This is a genomic window from Microlunatus sp. GCM10028923 (assembly GCF_042666975.1).
In the GTDB taxonomy this organism is placed as follows: Bacteria; Actinomycetota; Actinomycetes; order Propionibacteriales; family Propionibacteriaceae; genus Microlunatus.
On the sequence record NZ_JBHTFF010000022.1, the window covers coordinates 63,422 to 78,645 of the forward strand.

Here is a 15,224-nt window from a genome sequence, read left to right on the forward strand (position 1 = left end):
CTCACCGCGGGAGGAACAGTGGCTTCACAGACGGCAGCACCCGAACTCGAACGAAGGACGCTGCGCAAGGTGGCCCTGCGGCTCCTGCCGTTCCTCGGGCTGCTCTACTTCATCAACTATCTGGACCGGACCAACATCGGCTTCGCCAAGCTGACCATGAGTGATGATCTTGATCTGACCCAGACGGCCTTCGGCCTCGCGTCCGGGATCTTCTTCATCGGCTACCTGCTGCTCGAGGTGCCGAGCAACCTGGCCTTGCACCGGTTCGGCGCCCGGCGCTGGATCGCCCGGATCATGATCACCTGGGGGATCATCGCGTCGGCGCTCGCTTTCGTACCGAACGAAGGCGTGCTGTACGTGCTGCGGTTCCTGCTCGGCGTCGCGGAGGCCGGCTTCTTCCCGGGCATCATCCTCTATCTGACGTTCTGGTTCCCGCGCCGGGAGCGGGCCAAGGTGGTGGCCTGGTTCATGGTCGCGATCCCGATCTCGACCGTGCTCGGGGCGCCGATCTCGACGGCGATCATGCAGACCTGGCACGGCCTGTTCGGGATGGCCGGGTGGCGGGTGATGTTCCTGATGGAAGGGATCCCGGCGATCATCCTCGCCTTCGTCACCTGGTTCTACCTGACCGACCGGCCGCAGGACGCGAAGTGGCTGGCCGACGACGAACGGGCCTGGCTGGCCGCGGAGATGGACGCCGAGGCGGCCGGCACCGAGCAGCGGTTCCACTTCCCGCTGCGCCGGGCGCTGACCAACGGCCGGGTGATCGGGCTGGCCTTCGTCTACTTCGGCATCGTGTACGGCCTCTACGCGCTGTCCTTCTTCCTGCCGACGATCATCAGCGGCTTCCAGAAGCAGTTCGGGGTGACCTACTCGCTGGTCCAGGTCGGATTGATCACCGCGGTCCCGTACGCCCTCGGCGCGATCGCCATGATCATCTGGGCCCGGCACGGCGACCGGACCAACGAACGGGCCTGGCACGTCGCGATCCCGGCGATCGTCGGCGGCCTGGCCATCCCGGTCGCGCTCTATCTGCAGAGCCCGGCCCTGGTCATGGTCGCGGTGAGCGTCTGCGCGGTCGGTGTCTGTTGCGCGCTGCCGACGTTCTGGGCGCTGCCGACCTCGTTCCTGACCGGGGCCGCGGCGGCCGGCGGCATCGCGCTGGTCAACTCGATCGGCAACCTGGCCGGCTTCGCGGCGCCGTACATCACCGGCTTCCTGGCCGACCTCACGGGCACCCAGAACGCGGGCATGTGGGCGGTCGGGGCGGCGATGGTCGGCGCCGGGGTGCTGACCCTGATCCTGGGCTCGCTGCCGAAGTCGCGCCGGTCCGATGGACCCTGACCAGGGCTAGGTCCGCGGAACGTCGGAGCGCGTACCGGAGTTTGGGGCTTCTGCTTGAGCCGCTGTCGGTGGCAGACACTAAGGTGCAGTCTGTGGACGAGGCAGGCATCGACGACGGACCTGGACAGGACGAGGCTCTGTTCGCTGAACCTGCCGTGGCACGGGTGGAGTCGGTGGCGCAGTTGGCGCTCTACCGGCGCTATCGCCCGGACACGTTCGCGGACGTGATCGGGCAGGACCACGTGACCGCGCCGCTGCAGCGGGCGCTGACCAACAACCGGGTCAACCATGCCTACCTCTTCTCCGGCCCGCGCGGCTGTGGCAAGACGACCTCGGCCCGGATCCTGGCCCGCGCGCTGAACTGCGAGAACGGCCCGATCGCCGAGCCGTGCGGCGAGTGCCAGTCCTGCCGTGACCTGGCCACCGGCGGCCCGGGCAGCATCGACGTGATCGAGATCGACGCGGCCAGCCACGGCGGCGTCGACGACGCCCGCGACCTCCGCGAGCGGGCCTTCTTCTCGCCGGTCAGCAGCCGCTACAAGATCTACATCGTCGACGAGGCGCACATGGTCACCACGGCCGGCTTCAACGCGCTGTTGAAGCTGGTCGAGGAGCCGCCGCCGCACGTCAAGTTCATCTTCGCGACAACCGAGCCGGAGAAGGTGATCGGCACCATCCGGTCCCGGACCCACCACTATCCGTTCCGGCTGGTGCCGCCGAAGACCCTGTCCGGTTACCTGGCGAAACTCTGCGAGGCGGAGGGCATCGCGGTCGAGCCGGCCGTGTTGCCGCTGGTGGTCCGGGCCGGTGCCGGTTCGGTCCGGGACTCGCTGTCGGTTCTTGATCAACTTCTGGGCGGGGCCGATGAGGCCGGAGTGTCGTACGGGCACGCGGCGGCGCTGCTCGGCTACACACCGGATTCGCTGCTGGACGAGTACCTGGACGCGTTCGCCGCGGGCGACGCGGGCGGCGTCTTCTCCTGCGTGGACAAGGTGATCGAGGTCGGCCAGGACCCGCGCCGGTTCGCCGAGGACCTGCTGCGCCGGCTGCGGGACCTGGTGATCGTGGCCGCCGTGCCGGACGCGTTGTCGTCCGGGCTGGTCGACGTCTCCGGCGATCAGGCGGAGCGGCTGTCCTCCCAGGCGGCGGCCCTCGGCCCGGGCGAACTGACCCGCGCCGCCGAGGTGATCGCGGTCGGGCTGACCGACATGAGGGGTACGACCGCGCCGCGGCTGCACCTGGAACTGATGTGCGCGCGGGTGCTGCTGCCGGGCGCCGACGTCGACGACCGCGGCGTGCATGCGCGACTTGATCGGCTGGAACGACGGATCGGGATGGGCGACCCCGGCGCGCCGGCGGCGACCCCGGCACCGGTGCCGCAGGTCCAGCCCGCTGCGGCCCCGGCTCCGGTTCAGGCCGCTCCGACTCAGCCGGCGCCTGCCCCGGCGGCTCCTGCACCCAGCCAGGCGGCGGCTGCTCCCGAGACAGCACCCGGCCAAGCGGCACCTGCCCAGGCTGCGCCCGCTCCGACGGCTCCGGCCGCGGCGTCTGGACAGCCGGCTCCGGCCGAGCCGACACCTCCCGCTCCGGCTGCCGTGCCGCAGTCGCCGGCTCCCGTACCGGCCGCGGCGCCCGAACCGCAGCGACCGGGCGGGCTCGCGGTGGCGGACGTGCGCCGGCTGTGGCCGGAGGTGCTCGAGGAGATCAAGGGCAAGCGGCGGTTCACCTGGATCCTGCTCAGCCAGAACGCCCAGGTGATCGACCTGCGGGACAAGGTGCTGGTGCTGGGGATGACCAACGTCGGTGCCCGGGACAGCTTCACCCGCGGTGGCAACGAGGACATCCTGTCCGACGCGCTGGTCCAGGTGCTCGGGGCCGAGCTCCGGGTCGAGGCGATCGTCGACCCGGGGGCGAATCCGGGCGGCGGCGCGACGTCGAGCCCGCCCGAGACTCCGCCGCCGGCGCCGGCGGGTGCGGCGGCTCCCGTACCGCCGGAAGCTGCCGGCGCCCCCGGACCCGCGGCCGAGGCGCCGAACCCGGGCCCGGCGGCACCGCAGGCGCAGGCTTCGGCCGCACCGGCGGAGGAGTGGCCCACGCCCGCGAACCTGCCCGGTTCGGTCACCGGGATCCCGGTCGACCCGGCCGCTCTGGAGCGGGCCCGGGAGCAGATCCGGCCGACCCGGACCGGCGGACCGGCCCAGCCCGATGCGGAGGATCCGGAGGACGATCGCGATGCGGCCGCCAAACCGGACGACACCGTGCTGATCGAGGACACGCAGTCCCACACCGAACTGCTGCAGCGACACCTCGGCGCCGAGATCATCGCCGAGGAACCGTCGGACGCCGCGCACTAGTCTTGACTGCACGCTCGACCCATACAGAAATGGAGCGATCCTGATGATCCCCGAAGGCGGCGACATGTCCGGCCTGCTGGCGCAGGCCCAGGCGATGCAGCAGCAGCTGATGCAGGCTCAGCAGGAACTGGCCGAGTCCGAGTTCACCGGTTCGGCCGGCGGCGACCTGGTCACCGCGACGCTGACCGGCGCGGGCGAACTGACCGGTCTGACGATCAAGCCGGAGGCGGTCGACCCGGAGGACACCGAGACGCTGTCCGACCTGATCATCGCCGCGGTCCGCGACGCGAACAACAAGATGAAGGCGGGCGCCGCGGCGAAGCTCGGCCCGCTCGCCGGCGGACTCGGCGGGTCCGGTCTGCCGGGCCTGCCGTTCTGAGCAGTACGGACGCAGGGGGAGGCCGACGGTGTACGAGGGACCGGTCCAGGACCTGATCGACGAGCTGGGACAGCTGCCCGGCATCGGTCCGCGCGGCGCGCAACGGATCGCGTTCCACATCCTGGCCGCGGAGTCCGAGGACGTGCTGCGGCTGGCCGACGTGCTGCGCCGGGTCAAGGAGACGGTCAAGTTCTGCGAGGTCTGCTTCAACGTCTCCGAGGGCGAGCGCTGCCGGATCTGCAACGACGTCCGGCGGGACCAGACCACGATCTGCGTGGTTGAGGAATCCAAGGACGTCGTGGCGATCGAGCGCACCCGTGAGTTCCGCGGCCTCTACCACGTGCTCGGCGGCGCGATCAGCCCGATCGACGGCATCGGGCCGAACGAGATCAAGATCAGGGAGCTCTGCCAGCGGCTCGCCGACGGCACCGTGACCGAGGTGATCCTGGCCACCGACCCGAACCTCGAGGGTGAGGCGACGGCGACGTACCTGAGTCGGCTGCTGATCCCGATGGGCGTCAAGGTCAGCCGGCTGGCCAGCGGGCTCCCGGTCGGCGGCGACCTGGAGTACGCCGACGAGGTGACCCTGGGGCGCGCCTTCGAGGGCCGCCGCTACGTCGAAGCCTGAACCGAGGGAGCGAGTCGCCACCGGAGCACCGCAGCGCGGCGTGGCTCAGAGGGCGTGATCATCGTCGTGATGCCGTACGCCGAGCTGGCGGAGGGCCTCCTCCAAGGTCCCCTGGACGGCAAGGGTGTCGTCCAGCGGCATGATCGAACTCTCGGTCCGGCCGGCCCGGATGCCCTCGGTGACCTCGATCAACTCGTGGCAGTAGCCGCCGCCGGTCTGCGGCAGCTCGACCCGCTCGGGCTCCCGGCCGGCGCGGGTGATCACGAACGCGGACGGGTGGTGGAACCGCGGCAGGATGTCGATCCAGCCCTGCGTCCCGGTCAGTCGCGCGGCGCCCGGAGTCTGGTGGCGCAGCGTGGTGATCAAGGACGCGACCCGGCCGTCGTCGTAGCCGAGCAGCAGGGCGGCATCCGCGTCGACGCCGGTCGGCGCCAGTGAGCCGCGGGCGGTGATCACGTCCGGCCGGCCGAGGAAGTAGTGCGCCAGCGACACCACGTATACGCCGAGGTCCAGCGTGGCGCCGCCGCCCTGCGCCGGGTCGTAGAGCCGGTCCGCGGGATCGTACGGCCGGTTGACTCCGAGATCGGCCTGGACCTGCCGCACCTCGCCGATCGCGCCGCTGTCGACCAGCTCCCGTACCGCGACGATGGCGGGCTGGAACCTGGTCCACATGGCTTCCATGGCGAACACGCCGTGCTCGCGGACCGCGGTGATCATCTTCTCGGCGCCGGCCACCGTCGCGGCGAACGACTTCTCCACCAACACGCCCTTCCCGGCTTCCGCGGTGGCGATCACAAGATCACGGTGCTGCGGGTGCGGGGTCGCGATGTAGAGCGCATCGACCTCGTCGCTCATGATCAACTCGCGATAGCTCCCGTACGCCAGCGGCAGGCCGTGCTCCGCGGCGAACGCGTCGGCCCGATCCTGCGACCGGGACGCCACGGCCACCGCCCGTGCATTCGGCACGTACGGGAAGTCCTTGATCACCTTGCCGGCGATGCCGCCCGGCCCGATGATGCCCCAGCGGATCTCGCGGTTCTGTTGCTCTACCGACGCCATGCCGCCGATTATCGCGGACGACGCCTCAGCCCGGCCGCGATCCCTCGGCGACCGCCTTGATCCGCTCGAGTGTGGTCTGCATGCCGGTGCGGTTCGTGCGGCCGCGCCACCGGCCCAGCAGGGCCCAGTAGATCCGGGTGCCGAGCCGGTCGGCGAGTTCGAACGACTCGGTCACGGTGGTGCCGCCGTCGGCCGGCTCGAACCGATAGCGCCAGACGTTCAGGGAGGTGTCGCCGACACCGACGACGAAGGCGAACTCCCGGCCGGGTTCGCACCCGACGATCCGGCAGGTGCTCCAGTAGACCGGACCCTTGCCGTTGCGCCGGACATGGCCACGGAACCGCACGCCGACCGCCGGCCCGGTCGCGCCGTCCAGCCACTCCGCCTCGAACGTCTCCGGACTGAACCGCCCGATCTGCGTGACGTCGCTGACCAACGCCCACACGTCCGGCGCCGGCGCATCGATCCACAGGGAAACGGCATCGCGCATGATCACGACCCTACGACGTGGTCACCCTTGGCCTCTTGCAGGCGACGGAGTGAGAGTGATAACACTGTGAAGGGAGGCCTTCAGGTTGCTCCGAAGGCGCTCTCCCCGATCAGCGGACCCGGATGGCGGGTCCCGTCGAGAGGGAGAGCACCATGGATCGAGCAACGTACGTCAACGAACTGCACGGCCGCTTCGCGCTACCGCCCACCATGATCATCAAGGTGGTCGCGCGCGCCACGCATCGCAAGGTCGCCGGCACCGAGCGGTTGATCAGGGGCGACGAGTACGAGGTGCACCGGGTCCACCTCGACGACGGATCGGTGGTCTACCTGCGCGCCGCCTGGCCCGGGACAACGTCGACGAAGGTCGGTCAGGAGGCCTGGGCGATGGGTCAGGCCCTCGCGGCCGGGGTGCCCGTGCCGGAGGTCCTCGCGGTCGAAACCGTCGAGTCGCCGGACGGCGAACGGACGGCGATGGTGCTGCGCGAGGCACCGGGCCGACAACTCCGGTACGTCCTGCCGACGCTGTCGGCCGCCGACCGGACGGCTGTGCTGACCGATCTCGGCCGCACCCTGCGGACCCTGCACGAGGTCGTCATGCCGGGCACCGGCCGGCCTGATGATCATGGTCGGTGGCTGGATCCGGAGCCGGACCGGCGTCGGTACGTGGCCGCCGTCGCGGACGACACCGAGCACCTGGGCACGGCCGGGCTGTCCGCGGCGGAGGTCGACCGGGTGCTGACGATCGTGCACAGCGACCTGGTCCCGATCGAGAACCCGCCCGTGCTGTGTCACGGCGACCTGTCCCACGAGCACGTGTTCGTCGATCCCGAGCTCCGGGTGGCCGGCCTGATCGACTGGGGCATGTGGAACGCGAGCTCGGCCGAGGCCGACCTCACCCTGATCGGGATCCTCTATCCGGAGCCGGACCTGGCCGCCGTCCTTGCCGGGCACGGGCTCCGTGACGACGCCGGACTCCGGGACCGGCTCCGCTGGCACACGATCACCCAGGCCATCGGGCAGGTGCGCTGGCTGGTCGAAAGTAGGCAGCAGGGCGAACTGGCCAAACCCGTTGCGGTGATCAGGGAGGCGTTGTCCATGATCACCGGCCGATGGTGATCACCCGAGCCCAGACCGCCTTGTGGGCCGGGGTGTTCGGGGTCCACTCGGCGCCCCGGTCGCCGAAGGCGAGCAGTCGGTTCCGGCCGATCGGGAGCTGGGTGCCGTTGCCGGAGTTCAGGTAGTCCACCATCACGGGCGCAGACCAGGTACGGCCGTTGCCGTCGGTCGAGGCGAGCATGGCCTGGCCGGGTCTGCCCACGTAGAGGGCCAGCGTTCCGTTGTCGAGCAAGATCAGATCCGGGAAGACGCTGACCACCGGCAGCCGCTCCGGCCCGGCCGAGATCGGCTCGGGCGTGCTCCAGCTGGCGCCGTCGTCGGTGGACCGGGCCTGGTACAGCGGCTGGTAACTGCCGGTGCGCATCACCGCCAGCAGAGAACCGTCCTTGGTTCGGGTGATCGCCGCCTCGCAGAGGCACTCGTGGTTCTGCCGATCCGGCAGGTCCGCGGCCACGGTGCCGCGGACGGTCCAGTTCTCGCCGCCGTCGGTCGAGGCCAGGATGACCTGCCGGAACTTCTGGTCCTCGGCGTAGAAGCCGTACCCGGACTGGTAGAGCGTGCCGTCGTCGTCCTCGATCACCCGATGCACCAGGACGAACCCGCCGAGCGGGTGGCCGGGCCGGCTGGTCGCGTCGGAGATCGGCTTCATCGATTGCGGCGCGGTCATCCGGCCGGCCCGGTGGGTCCAGGTCCGGCCGCCGTCGCTGGACACGGCGGTCGGCACCTCGGCCCGCGTCTTGGCCGGTTCGTCGATCATGAACGTGTGGTACGAGACGGCGAGCAGATCGCCGTTGCGCAACCGGCTCAGGTAGAAGGATTGCTCGTCGGGGAAGGGATTCCGGTCGTCGGCGTTGGTCCAGGTCCGGCCCTGGTCCAGTGACGAGGCGAGGGCGGTCCCGGTGTCGTGCGCGGTGTCGCCGTGCACCGGGTACGAGACCAGCACCTCCTCCGTGCCGTCCGGCCGAGGCACGCTGACGGCCGTGTTCGGCATCTGCATCAGGCCCTCGTCGGTCTCGTCGATGATCACCGGCCGATCGACCAAGATCGGCGGATTCGGCGGCGCCGGCACGGCTCCGGCACCGTCGGCGACGGCCACGTCGTCGACGAAGATCACGTCACCGGCCGGCTTCGTCCCCGCGCTGGCGAACTGATGGCCGGTCACGCTCGCCACCGGGCTGACGCCGACCGGGCCTGCAACCCCGACGAAGGTCCGGGGCTCGGCGCGCTCGCCGACGAAGATCCGTGCCTCCGGATGGCCCGGCGGGACCTCGATGATCATGGTGCCCCAGGCTCCGCTGGGTACGGTGCCGGCGGCGCCGAACTGGGTCCAGCCGAGGCCGTCGTACCAGGACAGCCCGCCGTCCGGTCGCACCATCACCTGGAACACCGGCACCCCGGTGGCCGGCTTGCCGGCGAACGTGCCGAGCAGCGAGACCAGGAAGCCGTTGGGCAGCGACTCCGGACGGACGGCGAACCGAAGCCGCTGGCCGTCTCCTTCGGCCCCGGGACAGACGATCACCGTCTGGGCGTCGGCCGACGTATCGGTGAGTGCCAGGGCGTGCCGGCCGCCGTGCGCCTCGACGTCCGTCACGGCTGCCGGGGTCCGGCCGGCCGGGGTCGTACAGTCGGCCGGGATCGAACCGACGGCGTCGGACTCGAAGTCGCGCACCGCCGGACCCGCCTGTGACGGCAACGCGGTGAGCAGGCTCGCGGCCAGGCTCAGGCCGATGATCATCAGGGGAAGGTGGAGACGGGCCGGACGGTTCATCTGAGCTCCTCGGTCGTCCTGGGCAGCGAACCCGCGGTGGTTCTCCAGGCCTGCCCTTCGTCAGCCCATCCGGAAGGCCATTCCATGTCAAGGTCGGGAACGGTTGCCGGTGGACCAGTGCGGCCCGGCCGCTCGGGGCCGCGATCTTCGAAGGCCGCCGCCGGGTAGGTTCACGCCATGGGCGAAGCGTCGGGAACCCGGGTGCTGGTGACCGGTGCGTCCGGGTTCGTCGGCTCACAGTTGTGCCGAGCCCTGGTCGAGCAGGGGTCTGCGGTCCGGGCGATGACCCGGCGCCCCGAGGTCTACTCCGGGGTGGGCGAGCCGGTGGCCGGCGATGTCTTCGACCAGGACAGCCTCGGACCTGCGCTGGCCGGGGTGTCCGCGGCCTACTACCTGGTGCACTCGCTGGAATCGGCCGACTTCGTGGCCAAGGACGCGGAGGCCGCGATCGCCTTCGGTGCGGCCGCGGCGGAGGCCGGCGTCCGGCAGTTGATCTATCTCGGCGGACTCGGCGCCGACGGCGACGAACTGTCCGACCACCTGCGCTCCCGGCGTGAGGTGGAGCAGCGGCTCGGCACCGCGGGAGTCCCGGTGACGACGTTGCGGGCGGCGATCGTGATCGGCCACGAGAGCATCTCCTGGGAACTGACCCGGCAACTCGCGCAGCGGCTGCCGGCGATGATCACGCCGGCCTGGGTCGCGACCCTGACCCAGCCGATCGCGGAGGCGGACCTGATCCGCTACCTGGTCGGCGTGCTGGACCTGCCCGAGGCGTACGGCCAGACCTTCGAGGTCGGCGGACCGGAGGTGCTCAGCTACGGCGACATGCTGCGCCGGGTGGCGCGGATCCTGGATGGCCGGCCGCTGCCGATGCTGCCGGTGCCGCTGCTCACCCCGCGGCTGTCCTCGGCCTGGCTGCGGCTGGTCACCGACGTCGATCCGGTCACGGCGGGCAACCTGATCGACTCGATGGCCAACGAGGTCGTCGTCCGGGACGACCGGATCCGGGAGTTGATCACCGGCGAGCCGCTCGGCTACGACGACGCGGTCCGGGCCGCCCTGGCCGACTGCCGGCGAGCCGGAGAGTGCTGGTGACCGAACGTCCCGGACCCGCCGCTCGGCCGCTGTTCCTCCGACGCCCGGCGCTGGCCCAACTCGCGGTGCTGGTCGTGCTGGCCGGCGGGGTCGGGCTGCTGCACCTGTCGTTCGCGAGCCCGCCGGGCAGCACCCGCTTCTACGGACTGAGCCTGGCCCTGGCCGCGGTCTGGCTGATCGGCGGCCTGCTGGTCCCGGTCGACCTGTGGCCGGTACCGCGTCGCAGCAGGGCGCGGACGTTCGTCGCCCCGGTGATGGCCGGCCTGCTGCTGGCCGTGATCTTCGTCATCGGTGCGATCCTGGTGGACCGGCTGCCGGTGCTCGGCGACGGGCTGTCCGGGGTCTTCGGCTACGCCGCCCGCGGCCTGCTGCCGCTGGTCCTGCTGATCACCGTGATCAACGCGGTCGCGGAGGAGTTGTTCTTCCGCGGCGCGCTGTGGCGGCTGACCCGGCCCGGCCACCGGTACGCCGTGACGACGCTGCTCTACGTCCTGGCGACGATCGCCACCGGCCATCCGTTGCTGGTCTTCGCCGCGGCCGTCCTGGGCCTGGTGACGGGCCGGCTCCGCCAGGTCACCGGCGGCGTGCTGGCCCCGATCCTGGCGCACTCCACCTGGTCGGTGATCATGTTGCTCGCCGTACCGCCGCTCACCACCTGATCAGCGCTACGGTGTCTCCTGTGTTCCGAGCAGCGGCGGGTGGTGATCTCGGGGCGATCCTGCGGCTGTACCGGCAGCTGAACCCGGGCGACCCGGTGCTCGAGGACGGCAGCGATCGCGACGTCTTCGAGCAGATCCTCGCGGACCCTGGACTGCAGCTGTCCGTCCTCGAACAGGACGGCCGGGTCGTGGCGACCACCTACCTCAACGTCATCCCGAACCTGAGCCGGGCCGCGTCACCGTACGCGATCATCGAGAACGTCGTCGTCGACGAAGAGCTCCGCGGCCGCGGCCTGGGCAAGCTGATCATGGACCACACGCTCCGTGAGGCCTGGCGGCGCGGCTGCTACAAGGTGATGCTGCTGACCGGGTCGAAGCAGGCCTCCACGCACGCTTTCTACCGGTCCTGCGGTTTCACGCCGGACGTGAAGACCGGGTACGTCGCTCGCCGGCTGCTGCCGCACGAGCGCACCGGCCCGGTCAGTCCGCCGGACCCTGACGCAGCCGCCGCGGCGACTGACCGGTGACGGCGCGGCAGGCCTTGTTGAAGGCCTGCAGGTCCGGGAAGCCGACCGCCGACGCGATCGCGGTGATCGACATCGTGCTGCTGGCCAGCAGCCGGCGCGCGTGATCGATCCGGCGGCGCCGGATGTAGCCGACCACGGACTGGTCCACCTCGGCCGAGAACAGCCGGGTCAGGTGGTTCGCCGAGATGCCGACCGCCGCGGCGACCTGCGGCACGGTCAGCGTCTCGGTCAGCCGGGACTCGATGTAGGCCATTGCGGTCACGACGTGATCATGGGCGGGCGTGGTGGCGCGGCGCGGAGCCGGCCGGTCGGCCAGCCGGAGCAGTACGCCCCAGATGTCGGCCCGGGTCCGTTCCGGACGGAACGCGGCCGCGGCGACCGCGGACTCCATCAGGTCGGTGATCACCGGCAGCTCGGCGCCGGGCGACATGATCAACTGCAGCCGACCGCGGGCGGGGGTCCCGGAGGCGGCCTTGAGGTGGGCGTACAGGTGGGTGGACGTCCCCCGGTAGCGGTAGCGGATCGCCGCGGCCGGCGGGACCAGGGACACGGTCCCGGGCGCCACCTGGTGCGTGACGCCGTCGACCTCGAGGTCGGCGTGGTAGCCGTACAGGTGCAGTGACCACAGCCGGGGCAACTGGAACCGATCCTCCAGGCTGCGCACCCCGTGCGTGCTGCGGCCCTGCGCCCAGACCTCGGGCGGTTCGGAGAGATCCAGCTCCACGGCCGGAACTGTGGTCTTGACCATGCAGGAATTCAACCAGTAAACGCCGCATCAGCACCACGACAGCCCGGCCCGGCGCGCCTAGCGTTGGTGGTGCGACTCGCCATCTGTCGTACCAAAATCACGACCCCCGCCCTAGGAAGGACTGTGCCGTGAGTGCACTGGTCGATCGAAAACACCTACTCTCCTCGGTGGAAATGGCCCACTTCGTGTCTCACGGAGCCGTAGCTCTGGAAGCCGTGGTCCCGGAAGCCATGAACACGTGCGCGATCGAGGTCCTGGACGCCGGCATCCCCGGCTACCCGTACGGAACGCCGCTCGACGTGGCCTTCCCGGTCGGCACGTTCGTCCGGGAACTGCTCGACCTGCCCGCCGTCGCCGGCGCGGTGCAGAGCCTGGTCGGGCCCGGCCCGAACATCGACCACCACGCCGTGCACGTCCGTCCGCCGCGCGGCGGTGAGGCGCAGAACATGCACGGTGACGCGATCCTGGACACCCGGACCGACGCGTTCGACGTCCAGCTCATGTACTACCCGAAGGACGTCACGCTGGAGCAGGGCGGCACGCTCAGCGTCCCCGGCACCCACCTGCGCAAGATCAACCAGACCGGCATCGGCCGCTACCAGAACCTGGCCGGCCAGACCCGGCTGACCTGCCCGGCCGGCACGGTCGTCTTCCTGCACCACGGCATCTGGCACGGCGGCCGGCGCAACGACTCCGACGTGCCGCGCTACATGTTCAAGATCAGGTTCAATCCGACGGTACGTCAGCTCCGGCTCTGGAACACCGACGACATCGACGACCCGGCGGTGCTCAAGGAACTGACCACCAGCTTCGGCTGGAGCTCGGCCAACGAGGGACGGTTGGAGCTGGTCAACCGGGCCAAGCTGTGGCGGGTGCTGACCGGTGATCACGAGTTCGACATCGACTACTACCTGACCCGGGAGCAGCTGCGGCCGCAGTTCGTCGCCCCCGGCGCCAGTGACGTCCGGCTCGGTTCGAACAAGTCCGCCGACGGCTGGCACTTCTGATCAAGGAACGAGGAACCATGACCACGACCACCATCGAAGAAGCGTTCGCGGCCAAACCGGCCCAGCCCAACCTGCGGCAGCAGGTGCTGATCCTTTACCTCGGCACCTCGGCGCTGGACTCCAACGTGATCGGCTGGACCCGCTACGACGGCACCGGCCGGTCCAAGCCGACCATGGGCGACAGCGACGAGCCGCCCTACAAGACCGGCCTGGACGCCCTGATCGACGGCTGGCGGCTGCTCCAGCTCTCCCAGCTGCAGGCGCACCCGACGGGCCACGAGTACGACGTGGCCTACCTGCCGTACGAGTTCGTGTTCGAGCGGATCGTCGACCTCACGGCCTGACCAAGCACAACGGGGAGGATCTCACCGGGAGTACCCGGCGGGATCCTCCCCGTTGTCGTTGTCAGAGGTCGACCGGGAGGTGGCCGGGGGCGGACCGGTGGCCCGCCAGGACCGCGGCGACGGCAGCCAGGGTCGCCGGGATCGCCGAATAGCCGGTGACCAACGCGACATCGGACGGCAGCACCGGCAGGTCGTACGGATCGCGGGCGGACACCACGACCAGCCGCGGGTTGGCCGCCGCGACGGCCGCGGCCAGGGCCTGCTGCCGCTCGTCCCGCCAGGCTGAGGACGTGATCAGCACGACCCGGTCCACGGCGGTCGCACGGCCGACCGCTTCCTTGATCAGTGCGTCGTCCGGCTCGGCCCCGGTGATCAACTCCTGAACCGGTCCGGTCCGGCCCTCCCGGAGCGCGCCGGCCAACCCCGGCACCGCCGTCTCGCCGAACCCGGTGACCAGCAGGCTGCCCTCGGCCAGCGGGATCAGGACGGAGTCGTCGCGGACGATCGTGATCGCCGAGCACGCGATCCGGTCGGCGGTGCCTCGATGATCTTCGGATCCGATCACCGTCACCTCCGGCCGGTCCGGGTCCGGGCCGAGGGCGTACCCCCGGCGCAGTTTGAGAGCCAGGATCCGCCGCACGCTCTCGGCGATCCGCTGCTCGCTGAGCCGACCCTCGCGGACGGCCTGCACCAGCGCGTCCCGGGCCACCACCGGCTGCGGCGGATCGAGCAACTGGTCGATCCCCGCCTCGATCGCCCGGACCGCGATCTCGCCGTCCGGATAACGGGTCCGGACGCCCTGCATGTCCAGCGCATCGGTCGTGATCACCCCGCCGAAGCCCAGCTCCTCCCGGATCAGTCCGGTGATCACCGGGCGGCTCAGGGTCGCCGGGTCGCCGCTCGGGTCGAACACCGGGCAGGACAGGTGGGCCGACATGATCAGGTCGACCCCGGCGGCGATCGCGGCCCGGAACGGCGGCGCGTCGACGCGCCGCCAGGTCTCATGATCATGAGTGATCACCGGCAGGTCGTGGTGCGAGTCGACGGCGGTGTCGCCGTGACCGGGGAAGTGCTTCACCGACGCGGAGATGCCGGCATCGTCCTGGAGCCCGCGGATCGAGGCGACCACATGATCGGCGACCCGGGCCGGATCGGACCCGAACGAGCGGACGCCGATCACCGGATTGGCCGGGTTGATGTTGACGTCGCCGTCCGGCGCGTAGTCGGCGTTGATCCCGACCGCCCGCAACTCCCGCCCGGTGACCCGATAGCTGGCCCGGCTCAGTTCCGGATCGCCGGTCGCGCCGAGCGCCATCGCCCCGGGGAACTGGGTCACCGGTTCGCGCAGCCGGACCACGATCCCGTTCTCCTGATCGGTGGCGATCATCAGCCCGAGGCCCGGACCATGATCATCGAGGGACGCCTGCTGCAAGCCGGCGCTGAGCGCGGCGGTTCGTTCCGGGTGATCAACATTGTGTGACCAGGCGAAATAGATCACCCCGCCCGGCTGCAGCGACCTGATCACCTCGGCCGGGGTGTCCACGCCGAACCGCTCCCGGTTCTCCGGTGCCGCGGTGTCGACCGACGCCCCCGTCACGTACGGCACCAGCAACTGGCCGACCTGCTGCTCCAGGGTCAATCGCCCCAACTGCTCGTCCACCCAATCGGTCACCGCTCGACCCTATTCCCCGCCGCCGGGCGGCC

At 70.7% G+C, this 15,224-nt stretch carries 15 protein-coding genes; 10 read left to right on the top strand and 5 right to left on the bottom strand.

Annotated elements, in window-relative coordinates:
* Positions 1 to 18: 18 nt before the first annotated feature.
* From ACFQU4_RS35445 to recR, 4 genes are all read left to right on the top strand, one after another.
* Positions 19 to 1,344, top strand: coding sequence for an MFS transporter (locus ACFQU4_RS35445; protein WP_377501411.1), 1,326 nt, complete (start codon positions 19 to 21; stop codon positions 1,342 to 1,344).
* A 137-nt stretch (positions 1,345 to 1,481) separates the two neighbouring features.
* Complete coding sequence (locus ACFQU4_RS35450; protein WP_377501555.1) at positions 1,482 to 3,698, top strand: DNA polymerase III subunit gamma and tau; 2,217 nt, start codon at positions 1,482 to 1,484, stop codon at positions 3,696 to 3,698.
* A 43-nt stretch (positions 3,699 to 3,741) separates the two neighbouring features.
* Positions 3,742 to 4,077, top strand: a complete 336-nt coding sequence (locus tag ACFQU4_RS35455; protein WP_377501413.1) for a YbaB/EbfC family nucleoid-associated protein — start codon at positions 3,742 to 3,744, stop codon at positions 4,075 to 4,077.
* Positions 4,078 to 4,105: 28 nt separating this feature from the next.
* Positions 4,106 to 4,705 (top strand): recombination mediator RecR, encoded by a 600-nt coding sequence (recR, locus tag ACFQU4_RS35460; RefSeq protein ID WP_377501416.1) that lies wholly within the window; start codon positions 4,106 to 4,108, stop codon positions 4,703 to 4,705.
* 45 nt (positions 4,706 to 4,750) lie between these two features.
* Here the strand turns inward: recR and ACFQU4_RS35465 are convergent, their stop codons facing one another.
* Positions 4,751 to 5,764, bottom strand: a complete 1,014-nt coding sequence (locus ACFQU4_RS35465) for a Gfo/Idh/MocA family protein (protein WP_377501418.1) — start codon at positions 5,762 to 5,764, stop codon at positions 4,751 to 4,753.
* 25 nt (positions 5,765 to 5,789) lie between these two features.
* The gene (locus ACFQU4_RS35470; protein ID WP_377501420.1) at positions 5,790 to 6,254 is read right to left on the bottom strand and encodes an SRPBCC family protein; all 465 of its coding nucleotides are present in this window, start codon (positions 6,252 to 6,254) and stop codon (positions 5,790 to 5,792) included.
* Positions 6,255 to 6,406: 152 nt separating this feature from the next.
* Here ACFQU4_RS35470 and ACFQU4_RS35475 point away from each other — a divergent pair, with 152 nt between their 5' ends.
* The gene (locus ACFQU4_RS35475; RefSeq protein WP_377501422.1) at positions 6,407 to 7,372 is read left to right on the top strand and encodes a phosphotransferase family protein; all 966 of its coding nucleotides are present in this window, start codon (positions 6,407 to 6,409) and stop codon (positions 7,370 to 7,372) included.
* On the opposite strand, the gene ACFQU4_RS35480 is transcribed toward ACFQU4_RS35475, so the two are convergent.
* Positions 7,356 to 9,107, bottom strand: a complete 1,752-nt coding sequence (locus ACFQU4_RS35480) for a sialidase family protein (protein WP_377501424.1) — start codon at positions 9,105 to 9,107, stop codon at positions 7,356 to 7,358. The genes ACFQU4_RS35475 and ACFQU4_RS35480 overlap by 17 nt on opposite strands.
* 210 nt (positions 9,108 to 9,317) lie before the next feature.
* Between ACFQU4_RS35480 and ACFQU4_RS35485 the strand changes: the two genes are divergently transcribed.
* From ACFQU4_RS35485 to ACFQU4_RS35495, 3 genes are read left to right on the top strand one after another with little or no spacing between them, the layout of a single operon-like run.
* Positions 9,318 to 10,235, top strand: a complete 918-nt coding sequence (locus tag ACFQU4_RS35485; RefSeq protein WP_377501426.1) for an NAD(P)H-binding protein — start codon at positions 9,318 to 9,320, stop codon at positions 10,233 to 10,235.
* Complete coding sequence (locus ACFQU4_RS35490) at positions 10,232 to 10,894, top strand: CPBP family intramembrane glutamic endopeptidase (protein ID WP_377501428.1); 663 nt, start codon at positions 10,232 to 10,234, stop codon at positions 10,892 to 10,894. The genes ACFQU4_RS35485 and ACFQU4_RS35490 overlap by 4 nt, the downstream gene beginning before the upstream one ends.
* A 20-nt stretch (positions 10,895 to 10,914) precedes the next feature.
* Positions 10,915 to 11,421 (top strand): GNAT family N-acetyltransferase, encoded by a 507-nt coding sequence (locus ACFQU4_RS35495; RefSeq protein ID WP_377501430.1) that lies wholly within the window; start codon positions 10,915 to 10,917, stop codon positions 11,419 to 11,421.
* Here the strand turns inward: ACFQU4_RS35495 and ACFQU4_RS35500 are convergent.
* Positions 11,375 to 12,169, bottom strand: coding sequence for a helix-turn-helix domain-containing protein (locus ACFQU4_RS35500; RefSeq protein WP_377501432.1), 795 nt, complete (start codon positions 12,167 to 12,169; stop codon positions 11,375 to 11,377). The genes ACFQU4_RS35495 and ACFQU4_RS35500 overlap by 47 nt on opposite strands.
* Positions 12,170 to 12,399: 230 nt before the next feature.
* Here ACFQU4_RS35500 and ACFQU4_RS35505 point away from each other — a divergent pair, with 230 nt between their 5' ends.
* The gene (locus tag ACFQU4_RS35505; protein ID WP_377501434.1) at positions 12,400 to 13,176 is read left to right on the top strand and encodes a phytanoyl-CoA dioxygenase family protein; all 777 of its coding nucleotides are present in this window, start codon (positions 12,400 to 12,402) and stop codon (positions 13,174 to 13,176) included.
* Positions 13,177 to 13,193: 17 nt separating this feature from the next.
* Positions 13,194 to 13,520 carry a hypothetical protein gene (locus ACFQU4_RS35510; RefSeq protein WP_377501436.1) on the top strand — a complete coding sequence of 109 codons (327 nt, stop codon included), beginning with the start codon at positions 13,194 to 13,196 and terminating at the stop codon, positions 13,518 to 13,520.
* A 61-nt stretch (positions 13,521 to 13,581) separates the two neighbouring features.
* On the opposite strand, the gene ACFQU4_RS35515 is transcribed toward ACFQU4_RS35510, so the two are convergent.
* A complete protein-coding gene (locus ACFQU4_RS35515) occupies positions 13,582 to 15,192 on the bottom strand; it encodes a glycoside hydrolase family 3 protein (RefSeq protein WP_377501438.1) in 1,611 nt (536 codons plus the stop codon).
* Positions 15,193 to 15,224 lie beyond the last annotated feature (32 nt).

What these genes read in the sequence shown, in the direction of transcription:
- ACFQU4_RS35455 (WP_377501413.1), top strand. Translation starts at nt 3,742, where the DNA reads ATGATCCCCGAAGGCGGCGACATGTCCGGCCTGCTGGCGCAGGCCCAG.
- ACFQU4_RS35465 (WP_377501418.1), bottom strand. Translation starts at nt 5,764, where the DNA reads ATGGCGTCGGTAGAGCAACAGAACCGCGAGATCCGCTGGGGCATCATC.
- ACFQU4_RS35470 (WP_377501420.1), bottom strand. Translation starts at nt 6,254, where the DNA reads ATGCGCGATGCCGTTTCCCTGTGGATCGATGCGCCGGCGCCGGACGTG.
- ACFQU4_RS35475 (WP_377501422.1), top strand. Translation starts at nt 6,407, where the DNA reads ATGGATCGAGCAACGTACGTCAACGAACTGCACGGCCGCTTCGCGCTA.
- ACFQU4_RS35480 (WP_377501424.1), bottom strand. Translation starts at nt 9,107, where the DNA reads ATGATCATCGGCCTGAGCCTGGCCGCGAGCCTGCTCACCGCGTTGCCG.
- ACFQU4_RS35485 (WP_377501426.1), top strand. Translation starts at nt 9,318, where the DNA reads ATGGGCGAAGCGTCGGGAACCCGGGTGCTGGTGACCGGTGCGTCCGGG.
- ACFQU4_RS35500 (WP_377501432.1), bottom strand. Translation starts at nt 12,169, where the DNA reads ATGGTCAAGACCACAGTTCCGGCCGTGGAGCTGGATCTCTCCGAACCG.
- ACFQU4_RS35505 (WP_377501434.1), top strand. Translation starts at nt 12,400, where the DNA reads ATGAACACGTGCGCGATCGAGGTCCTGGACGCCGGCATCCCCGGCTAC.
- ACFQU4_RS35510 (WP_377501436.1), top strand. Translation starts at nt 13,194, where the DNA reads ATGACCACGACCACCATCGAAGAAGCGTTCGCGGCCAAACCGGCCCAG.